This window comes from Paenibacillus sp. FSL R5-0341, from assembly GCF_037975235.1.
Classification (GTDB): domain Bacteria; phylum Bacillota; class Bacilli; order Paenibacillales; family Paenibacillaceae; genus Paenibacillus; species Paenibacillus amylolyticus_A.
In genome coordinates, this window is sequence record NZ_CP150241.1 from 567,790 (window position 1) to 586,406 (window position 18,617).

The window sequence follows — 18,617 nt, forward strand, 5'->3', positions numbered from 1 at the left end:
AGGACCAGCTTAATGTTCATTAAGCTGGTCCTTTTGTATATGCATGTAACATATTAATCTGCAATTACCAGTGAAGCACCAATCAAAGTAGCATTGGTATAACCACCACCAACATTTTCAAAAGAGAAGTTGGTAATTGGCGCACCGAAGAACTAACCCTTTATGTATATGCAATTAGAGAATAGTCGATGGAAAAAACAGCCCATTTTCGACCTGAGCCCGGTCCCATGTGTGATCGGTGCATATAGTGAACTGTACCTCAAATCAAAGGAGGGGTTTACATGAGTGGAGTAGTAGGTGGATACGGCGGCGCATGGACATCGACTGGCGCGATCTTGGTTCTCTTTATCTTGTTGGTCATCATCTCTAAAGCATTCTTGATCTAATAAACCGTTTGGACCCTAATATATTCGTAAAGGAGGGTTCTGCATGAGCAAAGTAGTTGAAGGCGTAGGATACGGCGGCTGGACATCGACTGGAGCAATCCTGGTTCTGTTCATTCTTCTCGTAATCATCACTAAATCTTTCTGGGTATAATATGGCGAGCTCTGCCGGGCAACCGGTGGGGTTTTTTTTGTAGAGGACAAGCATGGGAAGGGCACCCAACGGTTAAACGCCCATTTTGTCAAAATGAGGGCAATAGCCCGGTCCAGAGGTAGGCTAAATACATAGCTTAGGGGTGTAGGCAAATGTTAAGGAGGAATGAACAATGAGCGAAGTAAAACCGAATTCACCGAACGGACAGGGACACGTATACGGACATACGGGAGGTTATGAGCATATGCAAGGATACCAATACACAGGTCATGAAATGCATGGGTATGGATATGGTTGTGGAACAATGCCAATGGGATATGGCTATGGGTACGGACACCATGCCAATCAGGCTCCAATGATGCACGGTTATCAACAGGGTTGTGGGGTATCCTACGGTCATGGCGGCAGCAGCTGGGGCTCCATGGGTACGATCCTCGTATTATTCATCTTGCTGGTTATTATCTCTAAAACCATGTTTATCTAATTAGTAGTGAGTGCAACGCGGCTTTGCTGAATGTGGATCGTTACGATAGGTGCTCTAAATAAACTCCGAGTTTGAGTTCCATGTTGGGGCATAACGTACCTATGATTCAGAAAGGGACAGCGTAGGGAATTATCCTGCGTTGTCCCTTTTTTTATAAGAATTAAGTGAAGGAGCGTGGGGATTAGAATGGGAAAAGGGGAGGTCTGCTCGAATTAACGAACTCCACAGGCTCTATTCCATGAATTTCTGCCATTTCGATAATTTAACGAATCGGAGACATCTTATTATCTGAATTTGGGCATGTTTGGAGCCTATACTGATGAATTGACATCGATTAACGTGGCTGAGATTCGTTAGATTTTACATAGCACAGAAATTCTCAATATAAGGTGTGCAGGATTCGTTAGCGTCTGGTGAGCGCAAGGAGAGACTTTTCTCAGTGAAGGAACGGTGTCCAACAGTATGTAGATGATGCTGAAATGTGTATGTAGACATGGATAAACACCCGGAACCCAATTCCGGGTGCTTGTGTATGTTTTCAATCTTCTCAAGAATAAGTGATATCCAAAACAACAAAAGCCCTACCTCTCTTTTGTCCTTGCGGCTCCGATGACCGCGCCAGTGTGAATGGGAACATCTTGTGAAACTCTGTACTACCGGGTTATTGTTATGCAGGTTCTTCAATCTTCATAGGTTGATTGTGCTTATTCGCTGCGGTCGCAGCATGAAGAAAATATTCCGGGGTTTAAAGAAGACAGAAATCATATGAGGTTGTTTAATACAACTCTTATACTATACCACAGGTTGTAATTTTTTGCAATAAAAAGGAAAGCTGCGAACAGAGCAACATGTTTTCAGACTGTTTTTAAGTTAGAAGTTGAAAGGTTAGTTTGAAAAGATACAGAAAATTCTTCAAACTATTTCTCCATTGAGGTAATCCTCTTCAAAAGTTTCTGCGTAGGTTATAATAAGAGGGAAGAAACAGAAAGGGGCCCTCGCATGACTGAATCGATGGAGGACAGCAGGTTAATGCGGCAGATTGCGGAACGAGATGCTTCCGCACTGGAGCTTTTATATGACCGTTATGAGCGAGCGGTATACTCTTTTGCCTACCGGATTGTTGGTGATCCCATGACGGCAGAGGAGACCGTTCAGGAACTTTTCCTGCGGGTCTGGAATAATGCTGAACGATACGATGCCTCACAGGGGAAGCTGACCACATGGATGTTTGCGATTACGCGTAACATTGCAGTGGACATGCTGAGGCGGAAATCAAAAGGAGCAGCGGCTACTTCAGTTGAACACGAGACACTGGCGGCCTATGCCGATGAAGATACGAACACGGAAGAAGAAGTACAACGTAAATGGGAAGGCACCCGGATTAAAGAGGCGTTGTCCCAGTTGAACGGTGATCAGCAACAAGTTATCGAATCGATTTATTATGCGGGATTAACCCAGCAGGAAGTATCCAGCCGATTCGGGATTCCGCTGGGTACAGTAAAGAGCCGTGTCAGGCTTGCCATGCGGCAGCTCCAAAAGTTGCTGGCCGATGCTGAATTGCATCCGGACGCGGGAAGGGAGGGCATACATCCATGATAGAACGACATGAGGAGTGGTCTGATCTGGCACCGATGTATGTGCTGGGCGGACTGGAAGCAGAGGAAGTGGCGGCGTTTGAAGCGCATATGGCCAATTGCGAACCTTGTCGCCAGGAGGTGAGGGAATTGCAGGAAGTGACTGGCTTCCTGCCACTTGCGGCGGAACCTGTAGCACCGCCGCCTGGCATGCGAGCACGTGTGCTGGGCAACGTGCTCGGACATGTGCAGGAGAGCGCCGAGGCGAAGCCAGCGGCTGCTCCTGCACAGCCTGAAGCACCCGTGGTGCTTCAGGAGGACCTTGCGCCGCAGCACGAACGTGCGGCCCGGGTGGAAGAGGCTGCCCAGGCACAGCCATGGCAGCCACAAGCACGCGCGCGTGCGCGCAGCAGCAGCGCCTGGCGCATAGCCAGTGCCGCCCTTGCGGCAGCGGCACTGTTGCTGGGCGTGTACACGGCGCAGCTGCAGAGCCAGATCGACTCGCTGACGCAGCAGGCGGCGGGCTCGTCGGCTACGCAAGAGCAACTGGTGCAGGCACAGGCGCAGAATGCGCAGCTGCAGGAGCAGCTGGCATCAGCTCTGGAACCTGCACAGGGCATGCAGACGGGCGAGGCAGTGAAGCTTAATCCTGCAACGCAGGATATTGTAGCTCAGGGTCTCGCAACCATCGTGATTGACAGCAAGGGCACTCACCTGGTTGTGCAGGCTGAGAACTTGCCGAACCTGGAAGGCAACGAGGCATTTCAGGTCTGGTTGATCAAGGGAGATACCCCTCAGAATGCGGGGACTTTCCTTAGTCGTGACGGCACGGGAGCGGTATACTACACATTGGATTCGGCGAACGACTATGATACGGTTGCGATCACGCTTGAACCGGATGCCATGGGAGATGAGCCGCGCGGTACGATGATTTTGGCTGCCAAGATCAAAGGATAAATATAGGATATATCAGAAAAGGCTGCTCCTTCGTGGAGCGGCCTTTTCTTGTTGTCCGGATTGCCACCAAGTTACCGCGCAAAGGGTCAAATATTTTGAAACGTTTCGATAGATGGAGTTTTGGTGTCTAATCAGCAGATTTTATTAATTTTTTTGGTTTGAATAACCGATAAACAAATAGGAGGCTATACCCTTAATCTCCCCGTGACATCAAGGGAGAACTGGTTGCACATAGAGAGCGAGGGGTTCAGTTGGAAGTATACCGTTCATTTATTTTTCGTCTGCTACGCAATTATCTGATCGGTTCACTGGCAGCTGTTTTTGTTGTCGGTACAATGGTTATGGTATCCACCTTGCAGATACCCAATATTCAATTTGTTCGACTCATCTTCATTGTGTTGATATCACTTTTGTTCATGCTTGTTGCAGAATTAATTACACTGTGGGCGCAGCTTGGACCCATAAGGCAATTTTTTGCTTCCGAGCATCACGAGAAAGATGAACTGAACCGCATGTATGAGAGTGTTCATCGTTTCCCTGGACAGACCATATATCGGATTATGGGTCCGCACATGCTTGGTTTTTCAATTCCGGCAGCCGGATTAACAATATGGATGATATCCACGGGGTGGCTTGACTTCCCTTATGGGTACGTTGTGGTGGCAGCTGCGTGTGCAATTTTGATCGCCGTCATGCATGCACTGATTGAGTATTATCTGACGGTGCGGGCAGTTAGACCCTTGCTGCTTGAGATTCGTCATCGAGGCAAAGTCCAGTATGGGATGGAACCTTCACTGGGAGGACGCATCCTGGTGTCGATTCAGCGTAAATTTCAGCTAAGTACGGCACTGATCGGATTATTTCCTTTATTTTTGTTTTTTCTGGCTACATATATTCGGCTTCAGTATATGGATAGTGAGTTTGCAAAAGAGTACATCCTGTGGGGCGTATTTATCGTCATTCTAGGCGCTGGGTTTGCACTGGTTGGCAGCTGGCTGTTGATTCGGGATGTTCGTGATCCGGTTGCTGAACTGACACATGAGATGAACCGAATTCAAGGGGGAGATCTTGGCAGAAGAGCCCCAGATCTGTATGCGGATGAATTTTCGGCGTTGATCTCCGGCTTCAATATGATGATTAATCGGCTTGAGATGAGACAGGAACGTAATCGGCAGCTGCTGCAAAGTTATTTTTCTACGTTGGCGGCTGCATTGGACGCCCGAGATAAATATACGGCAGGGCATTCGATGCGTGTGGCAGAGTATTCGCTGATGATCGGCAAGCTGAGTGGAATGGATGAAGAACAGGCGGATTTATTGTACAAATCAGCCCTGCTCCATGATATCGGGAAAATCGGCATACCTGATGAGGTGTTGCTGAAGGATGGAAAACTAAGCGATGAAGAATTCGCAATTATTCGGACACATCCCGTACAGGGGGAGAGCATTCTGCTCCAGATTGAACCAATTGATGCCATGGCTGACTTTTTGCCTGGTGTACGATCCCATCATGAAAGATACGATGGCAAAGGGTATCCGGACGGAATGGCAGGTGATGAGATTCCGCTATTTGGCCGCATCATTGCGGTTGCGGATGCCTTTGATGCCATGACGTCTGATCGACCATACCGGAATGGGATGAGTCACGAGAGAGCGCTAACGATTTTGGAAGAAGGAAAAGGGACCCAATGGGACCCCTATTTTGCAGGTTTGTTTATTGATGAATGGAGACGACAACAGCATATTCAGAAACCGTCGAAGTGAGGGATCAGCTGATCCCCTCTGTCCACTTCGATTCTTTTCTGCGTCTCCGGTATTGAGAGAGGCCAGTTATGATGGTGAGAACACATTCGCCGAGTATGACTGCACCCAGGGCATCGTAAATCACATGCTGTTTGATCATTAGCGTGGATACGATAATGGTTGCTGCCCCGGCGGCCACCAGAATCTTGATGGGTTTGCGGATGCTTGGAACCGAGAGAACGGCACGCATAACGAGATAAGAGTGAAGAGAATGAATACTTGGAAAACAATTATAAGGGCGATCCTGGCTATAGAGCCACCCCAGAACAGATGCTCCCAGACCTGTCCCCGTTAGTTCCGGACGCGGTACCATGGTCTGAAAGTTGAAGTAGATCAGATAACAGATCCAGACACAGATATTCATGGATAACAAAACGCGGTAATACGTCAGGCGATCCTTAGCACACAGGTAAGCCAGCACACCAAATACAAACGGGTACCAGCCCAAATATGGAATGGACATGGCAGGCACATAGGGAATGAACCGGTCAAGCGAGGAATCAAGCACTACGAACCCGCGTTCCGGACTATTTAAAATATCGTAGAACAGCCCCATGACGGCCAAAGACAGCATTAAACTCAATGACAGCCAATAGGATTTGCTTTTTAACAATTGCACAACATCTTTCTCCTTTCATTCATGTTCCGACGAACATGACCCCAGCAAATAACTATATAAGTTGCACTATACATTCATTTACACGAGAACGGAGAGGACAGAAATAACCTGAAGAAGCATACGCTTCGCCTTTATCCACGGGTTTTCCCTTTCAGAAAAGGGAATCGAAAAAATTTGGGGATAACAGCGATCAGAAGGTTGTTCTGTCATCGGAGTGGCAAGTGTAATTATTCTTTAGTTCAATCTATATAGTAGTTTAAATTTAAACAACAATATATTTTACTACGTCCAGCGCACAAATTGAATCCTGATTTGTGTATTTTTGTGTATTTTTTTGACGAAGAAGGAATGCGTAAGCTTCAATGGGCATGATATGATAGAAACACATACGGACGAAGGTAATTTGGCCAGTAAAGTCGGGACAACAGGAGTGAGTGAATGCAATTTTCAAAAATGTTCGTATTGAATATGGGGATGCTTATAACGATTGCCTATCTTGCTAGTGTGTTCTATAAATATATCGTAATACGTATCTCTTCTCGAATGAAGCAGATCAGCTCCGTGCTTGTCCTTATTTTTGCAGGTTGGATCAGCACGGTTTTTGGCCTTCAACTTACCGATGAAGTGATCTTTGATCTTCGTTATGTCCCTTTAATTGTTGCCGTTTTAACGTATAGACAACCCTATAGCGTAATTATCGTAGGTGTCGGGATTGGACTGTCGAGGCTGACTTTTGGCATCACGGACGCTACTGTAGCAGCGGTAATTAATATGTCTCTTCTTGGACTGATATGTGCGGGTTTAAATATATGGATGAGACGCAGCAACTTTAGACTAATCAGTAAAGGCGTATTAGTGATACTCATCGTCAACGTATTTAATAGTATAGGCATAGCTATTTTTGGGGTAATCCCGGCTACATATTTTTTCTCGCATATTATGCCGTATACGCTTCCTACAGGTATTGCGCTCAGTTTGATGTTTGCATTCATTTTACGTGATTTTCAGAATGAACAGAATCGCATTTTGCTTATCCAGAGTACAAACAGGCTATTGTCTGTGCAAAAAGAAGAGTTACAGAAAGCCCAGATTGTGCTGGAGGATCGAGCAAAACAATTGATGATTGCCTCCCAATACAAATCGGAATTCCTGGCGAATATGTCACATGAGCTGCGTACACCACTGAACAGTGTCATTAACTTCGCCCAGATGATCAGTGAGAACGCTGATACGATGGATCAGGAGGAGATTGTACGTTTTTCCACCATGATTGATCACTCTGGCCAGGAACTGCTCACGCTCATTAACGATATTCTGGATCTGTCCAAAGTGGAAGCGGGACGGCTGGATATTGTACTGGAGGATATCAGTGTCGCACAACTTACAGAAGATGCCATGAGTCACTTTCAGCTGGTTGCCGAGAAAAAAGGTATTGAGTTGCAAATGGATAAAAAGCCAGGACTGCCCGAGACACTCTGGTCTGATCCTCAGCGGGTTCAACAGATTTTGCGGAATCTGATGTCGAATGCCATCAAGTTCACTCACCGGGGGAAGGTCACGCTGACCGTAAGCACCAAGCAGATTAAGAATGCAAGTATTCAGAATCGATGGCTCGTTTTCTCCGTTCAGGACACAGGCATTGGTATTTCTGAGGACAAGCATCATTCCATATTTGAAGCATTTCAGCAAGCAGATGGATCGATTAGCCGCAAGTTTGGCGGGACTGGACTCGGTCTTTCGATCAGTCGGGATCTGGCCAGATTACTGGGAGGATCGATTGAACTTGAGAGCGTTGAAGGGAAGGGCAGCACCTTCCATCTCTATCTTCCGTTGAACCGTGAAAAAATGAGTTGACAACCTTCGCGCCGTGAGTAGAATTTGGGGTGACAACTAGCATCGACCGGCGTTCGAGACCCGGTCTAAGGAGTGTATCCCCATACAGAAGACGGTCAACGTTAACCCTCCCCCGTTAGCAAGCAAACCACGGCGCAAGGGTTCGACACAACGCACGAATTTATCGATTGCAACATGGGAGGGTGTACCGGCAATTATTTTACAGACATTGCTGGGAGGCCCGTTTTTAACCGGGTTTCTGCTGTACCTTGGGGCCGGGTCGAGACATATCGGCTTTGTGCTCGCGATTACCACGTTCGTGAACATTGCCCAGATCGGAGCAGCTTACTGGATGCAGCATATTCGCAGCCGAAAACGCATGCTGCTGCTATTTGTGGGCACACATCGTATCTTATGGAGTGCGACGGGACTGATCCCGTTTATATTTCCCAAAGAGTGGTGGGTAAGCGTATATATTGGTGTGTATACGGTTGCTTTTATATCAAATACCATCGGCGGCATGATCTGGACTTCACTGATTGGCGATATCGTACCTGCCAAGGTGAGAGGGCGTTATTTTGGAATTCGAAATACGATTCTGAATGCACTTGGAAGCGTATGCTTATTCGCAGGCGGCATTGTTTTGGATCGTTATCCCGGAGAAATGGGCTTTTTGATCCTATTTATTCCGGTTTGGATCTGTGCAATCGCGAATACAGTCATCTATTTCTTCTATCCGGACGTGCCTTTTGAACGTTCTACCGAAAAGGTTTTCTGGCGGATGTTTATCAAGCCGTTCCAAGATCGTTCTTTTCTTAAAGCAACGCTGTTCCTGGCTGTCTGGTTATTGATTCAGACCTTGATTGTTCCGCTTTATTCCTATGTGATGTTGGATCTATTGAATATTAATTATCAGACCGTGTCCCTGATCACGGTAGTCCAGACGCTGGTTATGATGGCCGGTTTCTATGTCTGGGGCAATCTGAATGCCAGATTCAGCAACAAAACTCTTTTATTTTGGACATTGCCTGTCATTGCACTCTCCTGTCTGTCGTGGGGGTTAATGTCGTTCATGCCTGTATTGGTCGCGCTCTTTCTATCTCATATCTTCCTTGGGATCGGTGTAGGTGGATTCAATCAGCTGGCATTTAACTTTACGATCGGAGATACACCGAAAAGCGAAAGACCCATGTTTGTCGCCGTGTATTCGGCTCTGACGGGAGTGACTTCGTTTCTTGGGCCGCTGATGGGCGGCTGGCTGTATGAAAAGATGGAAACCTGGTCCGATGCACTGGCCTGGATCTCTGCCTACGGATTTCAGGTGGGGGTTGGTCTAGTGATGCTGGTTCTTACATTTACCCTTGGACGTCGTGTACTGTTAAAATAGATATTGAATATTTACACTGGCACTTCGATGACAGAACAACCTTGTAAATGTTTAGATTGATCATATGTATCTGGTATGACTTCAAAAAAAGGTAGCGAAGTGGAGGGATGTATTTGAATCGTCTCGAACGGAAAGCCATGGTGATTGGAGCCACTGGGCTTGTAGGCGAATTACTGGTTCATCATCTGCTGGAGCACTCGGCATACAGCCTGATTCGTGTTCTGGTTAGACGTCCGCTTGAGCTGCAGCATCCTAAACTGGAACAGCATGTGGTGGACTGGGAACAGCTGGAGAGCCAAGGCCACTTATTCGATGGAATCGATGACCTGTACTGTTGTTTGGGTACAACGATCAAAAAAGCAGGCAGTCAGGAGAATTTCCGTCAGGTGGATTACCATTACCCGGTTCGTGCAGCTACGATTGCGAAGCAGCACGGAGTATTACAGATGCTTGTAATCTCCTCCATGGGAGCGAGCGCAGGTTCCCGTGTCTTTTACAGTCGGACCAAGGGGGAAATGGAGGATGCATTGTCCGATATCGGTTTTCAGTCATTGCATATCTTCCGCCCGTCCTTAATCCTGGGAGATCGAAACGAGAAGCGGTTCGGTGAACAGATGGCTGCTCATGCGATGAAGCTTCTGGATCGCTGGATGAAAGGCAGAGTGGACAAATACCGGGCGGTCCATGCTGCGACCATTGCACAGGCCATGACGAATATTGCGCTGGTGCAAACCAAGGGAAACCATGTGTATCCGAATGATGTCATTCATGTCCTTGGTGTAGACGGAGGTTAATAAACCTTTAAGCTAGCTGTTTGCTTCATGTGGCTAGGGAGGGGCGTTTCTCGCTTGAGGTAGATCGTGGTATAATAGGCAACAAAAATGAGTTCGAACCCTGACTCCTTGTGGCAGCAGGATAACGAACATGAAGGAGAACTCGTCCATGAAAAAACCAATCTCTACCGATCAGGCGCCAGGCGCCATTGGTCCATACAGTCAAGCCGTTGATGCAGGCGATTTCATCTACACTTCCGGACAACTTGGTCTGAATCCTCAAACGGGAGAGTTCGGCGCAGATGTACAGGAGCAGACACGTCTGTCTTTGAGCAATGTGAAGGCTATCCTTGAAGCAGCAGGTACAAGTATGGATAAAATCGTGAAAACAACGGTGTTCCTGAAAGACATGAACGACTTCGTTCCTGTGAATGAAGTGTATAGCACGTTCTTCGAACAGCCTTATCCTGCACGCAGTGCAGTGGAAGTTGCTCGTTTGCCAAAAGATGCACTGGTGGAGATTGAAGTTATTGCCCTGAAATAGGACAACCTAGACTCGCGCCGGTATACATAAAAAGCCGATTTCAGGTCAAATGACCAGAATCGGCTTTTTGCATTTTTACGTTATATTTAAGCGCTATATAGAAGGGGAAAACTCAATCACGATCCTGATTACGGGCGAAGAACAGCCATACCGCGTAGATGGCCAGTAAGATCGCAATGATGATTGCCGTATAATATACGGAAGTGACATCCTTTTGTTTAAGTGCAATGGCAATATACGCCCATGTGAATACAAGAGGGTACACACTGTCCCGATAACGGAAGCTAACGAGAACAGCTAGCACCATACCGACAATCAGCATGATGATCGTCCAGGTCGGTTCGCTGATACCAAAACCATCCCAGCCTATTTTATATAACAGCACCGCTGCATTTACAATGGTTGCCACGCTAATCCATCCCAGATAGATGCTGAATGGCAGCTTTACAAGCCAGATCTCAGCCGTGGTCGGAACAGTAATGGTACGTGTTTTTACATACAGCACGATCAGAGACAATAGAAGCAGTACAATGATCAGTAAAGCGAGACCGGTCTGCAAGTTTTGAAAAGCAAAAATCCATGCTACATTGAAGGCACAGCTTGCCAGAAACCAACACCCGAGACGGGTAATCGAATCCCTTTTCCAGGAAGCGGGCACGAACTGATAGATCACAAACCCTGCCAGCAGCAGGTAGATCAGACCCCATATAGAGAAGGCATAGCCTGAAGGTGTGAGCAGCACAGGGTACATATCCGATACTTCTTTGTTGGTCTTGCCTCCGATTGGCAGAGCGTTGGAAAGGTAGTTCACGATAATTACAGCGATAAAACCAATGGCGTTTAACCACTTGTACGGATTGTTACGTGACATTGAGTTTCCTCCTTGGTTTAACGAAATGAATGAACCACGGGTCAGTCTACAATGAATATACCCAGTTCTCGCACATTCTAATAACAACCGCAAAAAAATTCACAAGATGACCTTTCAAATTCTACTGCTTTGCCGCTACGTTGGAATGGTACTCTGTCCCAATGTACGCGAAGCGAAGCAGGAATATGTCCACACCATATTATGTCCCACATGTCCAACGGAGGAGGAGAAGAATGCTTTCGAGAGAAACGATGGAGAAACAGCAGACTTGGTTCTATGTAGTTGCACTGTTCGTAGGAGCAGCGATAGGGCTGAGTAATCCAGCATGGGGGAATATTTTGGGCTACACCGTGTCTCCGATACTTGCCATTCTGTTATATAGCATGTTCGTACAGATTCCCTTTCTACAGTTAAAAGAATCCTGGTCCAACCTGCGATTTATGGGCGCGTTACTAGTGGCTAATTTTATCGTTGTACCTGTAGTCGTATGGTTGCTCACACTTGTCTTTCCGCAATCACCAGGCGTTCTGATCGGAGTTTATCTGGTACTGCTAACACCCTGTATTGATTACGTCATTGTGTTCACACAGCTCGGCAGGGGCGATGAGAAACTGATGCTCGCCGCAACACCTCTCCTGTTTGTGATACAAATGATCCTGTTGCCGTTTTATTTATGGCTATTAATGGGTACCGAGGTAGCGCAGATCATGCAGGTAGGTCCGTTTGTGGAGGCTTTTCTGTTCCTGATCGTTATTCCACTGTTGCTCGCTGTCGTTACACAAGTCTTCTCAAGAGGTAAAGTGAGCGGGGAGCGTGTCATGAAAGCCACGGCATGGCTCCCGGTTCCGATGATGGCACTCGCGCTGATCGTGGTTGTCGCCTCCCAGATTGGCAAAGTCTACAATGATATGGCGATCATCGTGAACGTGATCCCGATCTACGTTGCTTTTATGATCATTATGCCTTGGATATCACGAATCATTGCTAAGCAGTTTCGATTAAATACAGGCGCAGGGCGTGCGTTAATTTTCAGTTCAGCCACACGGAACTCGCTGGTTGTTCTGCCGCTAGCGCTGGCACTCCCTCCAGAATGGGCAACCATAGCTGCGGCAGTCATCGTTACACAGACGATAGTGGAGCTTGCAGGGGAGCTAATCTACATTCGACTTGTACCTGCGGTGATTTTGCGGAATCGGTGAGCAGACTAGGACGTATGTATGTTATGATTTAATATAATTAATAAAACCATTTTTGGTAAATAAAAGGAGGAGATGAGTATCCCTACTTATCGGAAGATCATGTTCTACCTGGATATTATACTTGTACCGTTTATCGTTATCTTTTTTTCCATAGCAGCTCATACAACAGGAAATAAAATTTATTATCTCTACTTTGGTGTAGCTGTAGCCGCAATCTTTCGAAGCATATCCTATCTTAGAAAAGAAAGAGCCAACAAATCGTCATGATATAGGCTATTTTCTATAAAAGTAAAATTAAAAAGAGTACTTCCGATGGGTTATGCCGGGAGTACTCTTTTTAATTCTGATCAGGTACTCGTTACGTACCAGCCTCCAATAATGTTTTTCGATATTCCGCTGGCGTGATGCCCTCCATTTTTTTGAACACTTTGCTGAAATACTTTTCGTCCTGAAACCCAACCATCTCCGAGATTTTAGCGACTCGCAGGGAAGGATTTTGCAGTAACAGCTTAGCGTTGTTGATCCGCAGTTTGCCCAGATATTCCGACCAGTTCAGACCAAATTGCTGTTTGAATTTGCGTGAGATATACTCCCGGCTCAAGTAGAAACGCGCGGCAATCTGCTGTAAGGACAGGTCCTCCTGATAATGGGCGTCCATATAACGTGCAATCTCATTCATGGGATCAGGATTGGCGGGGTGATGGGCAGTGAGCACCTTTCCGGCTGCAAGCAGCCGTTGTTCTAACAATGAACGAAGCAGCGGGAAAGATATCAGTCCTTCAGCGTCAAAAGGTAACTCGGCAAAGGGAATAGACTGCTCCTCCGTCACTTCCTCCTCTTTGGATGGCAAACCTGCCATATCATCAAGCCAGCAGCTCAGCATCCATTCGAGCTCATCGATCCATTGCTGGATCTGCTCGGCACTGACAACCTCAAGGTCAGTAATCGGGTCAAGCCATTCCGCGACCGCAGCAGATACACTGGAAGCCCGGCAGCTCATGGCTGCCATACGCAGGGGTTCTTCATGGGCGGTTAAACGCCTGATTTTATTCCCATTTGATGATTCCACTGAGGCATGGATTCGCTGTTTAATTTGCACAGCATTACGTCGCCACAACCTTGAACTTGCTTCCAGATAGGCCGCTGAGATTCCGCCAGGATAAGACTCACAGGTGGAGATGCCAAAATGAAGCCGGCGCTGAATCGTCTGCTCCAATCCCTGATTGACCTTGTCTAGAATATGTTCCAATGAAGTAGATGGGCCCCAATGCAGCAAAATAATTTCGTCCGGTTGATCCAACTGGCGGAACATTACACCTTCATCAGGTGTGGATAACATCTCTGCACAGATATTGAGTACCGAGAACACAAGCAGATCTGGTTGACTGCGGTATTTTGCCAGACAATCTGCATCCAGATGGGACAGGCTGGTGACAGCGACACGACAGACAGGGATTAGACTGGGGAGATTCAACTCATCCTGCAATCGCTGCATGTGTGATGGGTTGCTGCCTCTTCCGACGGCAAGTTCGGTGAGCAGACGATCCTGATAGTGGGGGCGCATTCGATTAACGACAATGGATTGTCGGGTGGATTGTATCCGAATGGCGTCTTCCTCTTCCCAAGCTGTAACGGCCTTTAATAGAGAGCCGTTCAGCTCATCTGCTTCCACGGGTTTCAGCAGGTAGTCCATGCCACCATGCCTGATTGCATGCCTCACGAGTTCAAAATCATCATACCCGCTAATAACCAGCACCTTGCTGTGTGGGGCATGAGCGGATATCCATTCAAGTAATGCCATACCGTCCTTGCCCGGCATACGCATGTCACTGAGAATGATTTGAGGCTGATGTGCCGTTATGGCGGCGATGGCTTCATCCCCGTCTGCTGCTTCAAGTAATGTATTAATTCCAAAATCTTCCCAATGACCAAGCAACCTTATGGCATCGCGGACATGTTTTTCATCATCTACAAGCAGTGCCTTCATGTTGTTCACTCTCCCGCGTATAGTTTAACCTTGATCTTCACACCATTTGGTTCCCGATTGCTGATCTCAAGTGTGGCTGAGTGACCGGGATGTGAGTTCAATTGAAGTCTGCGTATCACATTTCGTAGTCCGATGGACTCGGACTCGTCGGATTCCTGTGTGACTAACCCGGTTGCTGTGTGATTTTGGTGCAGCCATCCCCGGATCTCCAGTAATTTAGCTTCAGGTATGGAGGGTCCGTTATTATTCAGTTCGATTTCAATCCAATGATCACCAATCCGGCGGCTGGATAGGGAGATGTGGCCTTTGCCTGGCTGAATATCTGCCCCATGTTTGAAATAGTTCTCAATTAAAGGTTGTAACGTCATTCTTGGCACTTCGACAGATAGGGTATCTTCGGCAAAATCTAAATCCACCTCAAGGCGGTCACCGAACCGCTCCTGTTGCAATTCCAGATATAATCGGGCATGCTCCGCCTCTTCGCGTAAAGTCACGCAGGTCTGATCCCGCATGCTGTAGCGCAGCATTTTGGACAGGGAAGAGAGTAGGGTATACGCCCGCTGTCCTTGCTGTTGAAGGGCAAGTGTACCGATGGATTGCAGTGTGTTATACAGAAAATGCGGATGAATTTGCGCTTGTAACGCTTTGAGCTGATTGGTCTTATTGGCGATCTCCAGTCGATATTCCCGCAAAATCAGGTTATTGACCGTATCCATCATATCTCGGAAATGACGAGCGAGCACCCCGAATTCGTCACGGCTGGATAGATGGATATCCACATGCAGACGCCCGGCTTGAATCTGGTTCATATACCGCATGAGTTGCTTGAGCGGACCGGTGATTCGGATGGAGATGAACAAGGTTGCAACAATGACCAATACAAGTGCCGTAATGGCAATCAGTGCGTTATTCCACGTAAGTGTGGTGGCTCTGGCATATAACGTCTCATTCGGGATCTGTTTAACGATGGTCCAGTCGGCGTACGTGCTACCAAGCTGCTGGTATACATACATGGAACGATCCTGTTCAAAATGTCCTGCGACATTCTGGGCTGTACCAGCGCTAGATCGTGCAATATTCAGTTCGCTAGCCGTTTCATCTCGTAATGATTCCGTATGATTGACCTCAGAACGTCCCTGGTAAATGATCTGATTCTGTCCATCCACAACATAGATCTGTTCCTTAGCCGGATCATACAACCTGCCGGTTATCGCTGCAATGGTATTCATATTCAGATCAATAGCGAGCACACCCAGACGCTCGGTGGACGGAATATCCTTGATCACTCGATGCAAGGTAATGACCGTTCTGGCAGGGTCATCTGGGGAGGCAGCCTTGAATCCGTACGTGTGACTCATATGGGCCGATTCCACCCAGATATCTGAGCTGCCACCGCCCATTTTTCCATGAAGTGAGTCGGAATAGGCCTGTTTGCGTTCTTCCCGCTTTGGAAAGGGGTTCGTAATTAAGGTGGATTGATCAGCAGCAAAAGAGTGCAAATAAAGCTGGAATACATCCGGCACAGCAGCGCGGATCGTCTGCAAAGTAGTGTACACTTCGGCCACCGCACGATAATCCCCAGGAATCTTCGCCAGGTTACGCAGAAAGTTCGGGTCATTATACACAGCGAGCGACGCTCTGGCCACGTTATCCACATAGTTATTAAGATTCGTAGATGCTTGGTAGATCAGGCGTTTGTTCTCTTCAACAGCCTGTTCCCGCAGGGCCGTCTTAGTCTGGATAAACGTCATGCTGATCGACGCGAGCAGCGGAAGTGTGGTAGCAATGAGCATAAAGGCAATCAATTTCGTGCGTATACTGTAATATTTCGACATCGGAACACCCCTTCTGGTTGCAGGTTAAGAGAGGACAATATTTTACCCCCAACTGTTCACGAGGGTCGGTGTTTCCCTGCGCGATATTGGGGTTTAATAGAAAAAGAGACCAATTTCATCCATCTATAGAAGGGGAGAACGATATGAAGCATCGCAAATCTTCACAGCTGTTACAGCAGCTCGTGTTCGTGGGTCCCTCCATCGTGTTTTTTATTCTCATCATCGTGGTCCCTTTCCTGCTTGGCATGGTGTATTCCTTCACGGATTGGAACGGGGTATCCGAGAACATTAATTGGGTAGGGTTCGATAACTTCGTGCATGTTTTTGCGAATGATCCCAAGTTCCAAACGGCATTTTGGTTTACGGTGCGCTTCACCGTGGTTGGTGTGGTACTGACCAATGTGATTGGATTTTTCCTGGCGTATTTCCTGACCAAACCGCTGAAGACGAGAAACATTCTGCGTACGATCTTTTTTATGCCTAACGTGATCGGTGGGTTGTTGCTCGGCTTTATCTGGCAGTTCATATTTGTGAAAGGGTTTTCAGCAGTAGGCGATGTAACAGGCTGGTCCTTCTTCAACCTTCCTTGGTTGGGAGACGAACCGACCGCCTTCTGGGGAATCGTGATTGTATTTGTATGGCAGACCGCAGGATATCTGATGGTCATCTACATCTCATCTCTGACAAATGTATCTCCTGATCTGCTGGAAGCCGCCGAGATTGATGGCGCAAGTCGCTGGCAGGTACTGCGGAGCATCATTCTTCCGCTCATTATGCCGGGTGTAACGATCTGTCTGTTCTTGGCGATCTCCTGGTCGTTCAAAATGTTCGATCTCAATCTTTCGCTAACCAAAGGTGGACCATTCGGATCGACAGAGTCGGTTGCACTCAATATTTACAATGAAGCCTTTGTGAATAACAGATATGGCATCGGAACCGCCAAAGCGCTCGTGTTCTTCGTAATTGTTGCCATCATCACCATGATTCAGGTGCGTCTGACGAAGAGCAAGGAGGTAGAAGCCTAATGGAGACGACGAAAAATTACCGCCTAAGTACCATTCTAACCGAGATTGTTATGGTGCTCATTGGACTTTTATTCCTGGTTCCGTTCTACTTCCTGTTCGTGAATTCGGTCAAAACCTTCGGTGACTTGCTCACCAATTCGGCTGCATGGCCGGAAGTATTCCAATGGGGCAATTATGCAAACGCCTGGGAGAAAATTAACTTCCCGTCCGCGCTGATGAACTCGCTTATCGTTACCGTAATCAGCAACCTGTTGCTTGTGCTGATCAGTTCCATGGCCGCGTATCGAATGGTCCGCAGCAATACCCGGTTCAACCGGATTTTGTTCGGCATGTTCATTGCCGCTATGGTGATTCCGTTCCAGTCTATCATGATTCCCCTCGTTACTGTAACCAGTAATCTCGGGCTAATCGATAGCCTTGGCGGACTCATCATCTGTTATCTCGGTTTCGGGGCACCGATGTCTGTCTTTCTGTTCCACGGATTTGTGAAATCCGTCCCACTGGAGATTGAGGAGGCGGCTCGTGTGGATGGAAGCTCTGCCTACGGGGTGTTCTTCCGGATCGTATTTCCACTCATGAAACCGATGTATGTAACCGTCATCATTTTGAACACACTCTGGATTTGGAATGATTATCTGCTCCCATCCCTGATCCTGCAAAGTTCTAACTTGCGTACGATCCCGATTGCGACCTTTGCGCTCTTCGGACAATATACGAAGCAGTGGGATCTGGCTTTACCGGCACTTGTGCTCGGTATCATGCCGATCATTATTTTCTTCCTGCTGATGCAGAAGTATATCATTCAGGGGATTACGGCTGGATCAGTTAAAGGGTGAGTGCGAGGGCAAGATCGCTGCGGGATCAAGTTGCGCTTTCGGTCGCTGTTGCTCCTCGGTGGCCTGAATGGATTGGGGCAAGGAAGCCACCGAGGTTCAAAGCGCTAACGAACCCACCGCATCTTAATAGGTGGATAATCAAGGAATCCAAATTGTAACGAATCTCAGCAACGTTATTCGGGTACAAAACGGCGTCAGAGCCTTAAAATTCGAACAAAACAACGAAATAGCATCTCTGTGATTCGTTAGGCTGAAGATTTGCGCAAATAGGAGCGAATAACGTGCGCTCGGTTCGTTAGAATGAAAACACGCTTCAAGGGAAGGTTATTCTGTCATCGGAGTACCCGTGTAAAT

Annotated in this window: 17 protein-coding genes; 13 read left to right on the forward strand and 4 right to left on the reverse strand. The window is 47.3% G+C overall.

The window, feature by feature from the left end:
- Positions 1–281 precede the first annotated feature (281 nt).
- The 6 genes from MKX75_RS02705 (at position 282) to MKX75_RS02730 (ending at position 5,315) form a co-directional block, all read left to right on the forward strand.
- A complete protein-coding gene (locus tag MKX75_RS02705) occupies positions 282–386 on the forward strand; it encodes a hypothetical protein (protein ID WP_017690880.1) in 105 nt (34 codons plus the stop codon).
- 43 nt (positions 387–429) lie between these two features.
- On the forward strand, positions 430–537 hold the full coding sequence (locus tag MKX75_RS02710; RefSeq protein ID WP_201028111.1) for a sporulation protein YjcZ: 108 nt from the start codon (positions 430–432) through the stop codon (positions 535–537).
- A 172-nt stretch (positions 538–709) separates the two neighbouring features.
- On the forward strand, positions 710–1,021 hold the full coding sequence (locus MKX75_RS02715; protein ID WP_076332695.1) for a hypothetical protein: 312 nt from the start codon (positions 710–712) through the stop codon (positions 1,019–1,021).
- Between the two features lie 999 nt (positions 1,022–2,020).
- Positions 2,021–2,617, forward strand: a complete 597-nt coding sequence (locus MKX75_RS02720; RefSeq protein ID WP_062837286.1) for a sigma-70 family RNA polymerase sigma factor — start codon at positions 2,021–2,023, stop codon at positions 2,615–2,617.
- Positions 2,614–3,552, forward strand: coding sequence for an anti-sigma factor (locus MKX75_RS02725; protein WP_339168321.1), 939 nt, complete (start codon positions 2,614–2,616; stop codon positions 3,550–3,552). The genes MKX75_RS02720 and MKX75_RS02725 overlap by 4 nt, the downstream gene beginning before the upstream one ends.
- Before the next feature lie 251 nt (positions 3,553–3,803).
- Positions 3,804–5,315, forward strand: coding sequence for an HD domain-containing phosphohydrolase (locus tag MKX75_RS02730; RefSeq protein WP_339168322.1), 1,512 nt, complete (start codon positions 3,804–3,806; stop codon positions 5,313–5,315).
- A 4-nt stretch (positions 5,316–5,319) separates the two neighbouring features.
- Here the strand turns inward: MKX75_RS02730 and MKX75_RS02735 are convergent, their stop codons facing one another.
- Positions 5,320–5,973, reverse strand: a complete 654-nt coding sequence (locus tag MKX75_RS02735; RefSeq protein ID WP_339168324.1) for a phosphatase PAP2 family protein — start codon at positions 5,971–5,973, stop codon at positions 5,320–5,322.
- 438 nt (positions 5,974–6,411) lie between these two features.
- On the opposite strand from MKX75_RS02735, the gene MKX75_RS02740 reads away from it, so the two are divergent.
- The 4 genes from MKX75_RS02740 (at position 6,412) to MKX75_RS02755 (ending at position 10,510) form a co-directional block, all read left to right on the forward strand.
- A complete protein-coding gene (locus MKX75_RS02740) occupies positions 6,412–7,827 on the forward strand; it encodes an ATP-binding protein (protein WP_339168326.1) in 1,416 nt (471 codons plus the stop codon).
- A gap of 208 nt (positions 7,828–8,035) precedes the next feature.
- A complete protein-coding gene (locus MKX75_RS02745; RefSeq protein WP_339168328.1) occupies positions 8,036–9,193 on the forward strand; it encodes an MFS transporter in 1,158 nt (385 codons plus the stop codon).
- A 107-nt stretch (positions 9,194–9,300) separates the two neighbouring features.
- Positions 9,301–9,987 carry an oxidoreductase gene (locus MKX75_RS02750; RefSeq protein ID WP_076332701.1) on the forward strand — a complete coding sequence of 229 codons (687 nt, stop codon included), beginning with the start codon at positions 9,301–9,303 and terminating at the stop codon, positions 9,985–9,987.
- A 148-nt stretch (positions 9,988–10,135) separates the two neighbouring features.
- Complete coding sequence (locus MKX75_RS02755) at positions 10,136–10,510, forward strand: RidA family protein (protein WP_017690870.1); 375 nt, start codon at positions 10,136–10,138, stop codon at positions 10,508–10,510.
- 112 nt (positions 10,511–10,622) lie between these two features.
- On the opposite strand, the gene MKX75_RS02760 is transcribed toward MKX75_RS02755, so the two are convergent.
- Complete coding sequence (locus MKX75_RS02760; RefSeq protein WP_076332702.1) at positions 10,623–11,381, reverse strand: tryptophan-rich sensory protein; 759 nt, start codon at positions 11,379–11,381, stop codon at positions 10,623–10,625.
- A gap of 233 nt (positions 11,382–11,614) precedes the next feature.
- On the opposite strand from MKX75_RS02760, the gene MKX75_RS02765 reads away from it, so the two are divergent.
- On the forward strand, positions 11,615–12,580 hold the full coding sequence (locus MKX75_RS02765) for an arsenic resistance protein (RefSeq protein WP_339168330.1): 966 nt from the start codon (positions 11,615–11,617) through the stop codon (positions 12,578–12,580).
- A gap of 358 nt (positions 12,581–12,938) precedes the next feature.
- Here the strand turns inward: MKX75_RS02765 and MKX75_RS02770 are convergent, their stop codons facing one another.
- The gene (locus MKX75_RS02770) at positions 12,939–14,567 is read right to left on the reverse strand and encodes a response regulator (RefSeq protein ID WP_339168331.1); all 1,629 of its coding nucleotides are present in this window, start codon (positions 14,565–14,567) and stop codon (positions 12,939–12,941) included.
- A gap of 5 nt (positions 14,568–14,572) precedes the next feature.
- Positions 14,573–16,402, reverse strand: coding sequence for a sensor histidine kinase (locus tag MKX75_RS02775; protein ID WP_339168333.1), 1,830 nt, complete (start codon positions 16,400–16,402; stop codon positions 14,573–14,575).
- Between the two features lie 143 nt (positions 16,403–16,545).
- Here MKX75_RS02775 and MKX75_RS02780 point away from each other — a divergent pair, with 143 nt between their 5' ends.
- Positions 16,546–17,427, forward strand: a complete 882-nt coding sequence (locus MKX75_RS02780; protein WP_036607341.1) for a sugar ABC transporter permease — start codon at positions 16,546–16,548, stop codon at positions 17,425–17,427.
- Positions 17,427–18,263 (forward strand): carbohydrate ABC transporter permease, encoded by an 837-nt coding sequence (locus MKX75_RS02785; protein ID WP_339168335.1) that lies wholly within the window; start codon positions 17,427–17,429, stop codon positions 18,261–18,263. The genes MKX75_RS02780 and MKX75_RS02785 overlap by 1 nt, the downstream gene beginning before the upstream one ends.
- Positions 18,264–18,617 lie beyond the last annotated feature (354 nt).

Coding starts and splice junctions, on each gene's coding strand:
- MKX75_RS02705 (WP_017690880.1), top strand. CDS start 282: ATGAGTGGAGTAGTAGGTGGATACGGCGGCGCATGGACATCGACTGGC.
- MKX75_RS02710 (WP_201028111.1), top strand. CDS start 430: ATGAGCAAAGTAGTTGAAGGCGTAGGATACGGCGGCTGGACATCGACT.
- MKX75_RS02715 (WP_076332695.1), top strand. CDS start 710: ATGAGCGAAGTAAAACCGAATTCACCGAACGGACAGGGACACGTATAC.
- MKX75_RS02720 (WP_062837286.1), top strand. CDS start 2,021: ATGACTGAATCGATGGAGGACAGCAGGTTAATGCGGCAGATTGCGGAA.
- MKX75_RS02725 (WP_339168321.1), top strand. CDS start 2,614: ATGATAGAACGACATGAGGAGTGGTCTGATCTGGCACCGATGTATGTG.
- MKX75_RS02740 (WP_339168326.1), top strand. CDS start 6,412: ATGCAATTTTCAAAAATGTTCGTATTGAATATGGGGATGCTTATAACG.
- MKX75_RS02750 (WP_076332701.1), top strand. CDS start 9,301: ATGTATTTGAATCGTCTCGAACGGAAAGCCATGGTGATTGGAGCCACT.
- MKX75_RS02755 (WP_017690870.1), top strand. CDS start 10,136: ATGAAAAAACCAATCTCTACCGATCAGGCGCCAGGCGCCATTGGTCCA.
- MKX75_RS02760 (WP_076332702.1), bottom strand. CDS start 11,381: ATGTCACGTAACAATCCGTACAAGTGGTTAAACGCCATTGGTTTTATC.
- MKX75_RS02765 (WP_339168330.1), top strand. CDS start 11,615: ATGCTTTCGAGAGAAACGATGGAGAAACAGCAGACTTGGTTCTATGTA.
- MKX75_RS02770 (WP_339168331.1), bottom strand. CDS start 14,567: ATGAAGGCACTGCTTGTAGATGATGAAAAACATGTCCGCGATGCCATA.
- MKX75_RS02775 (WP_339168333.1), bottom strand. CDS start 16,402: ATGTCGAAATATTACAGTATACGCACGAAATTGATTGCCTTTATGCTC.
- MKX75_RS02780 (WP_036607341.1), top strand. CDS start 16,546: ATGAAGCATCGCAAATCTTCACAGCTGTTACAGCAGCTCGTGTTCGTG.
- MKX75_RS02785 (WP_339168335.1), top strand. CDS start 17,427: ATGGAGACGACGAAAAATTACCGCCTAAGTACCATTCTAACCGAGATT.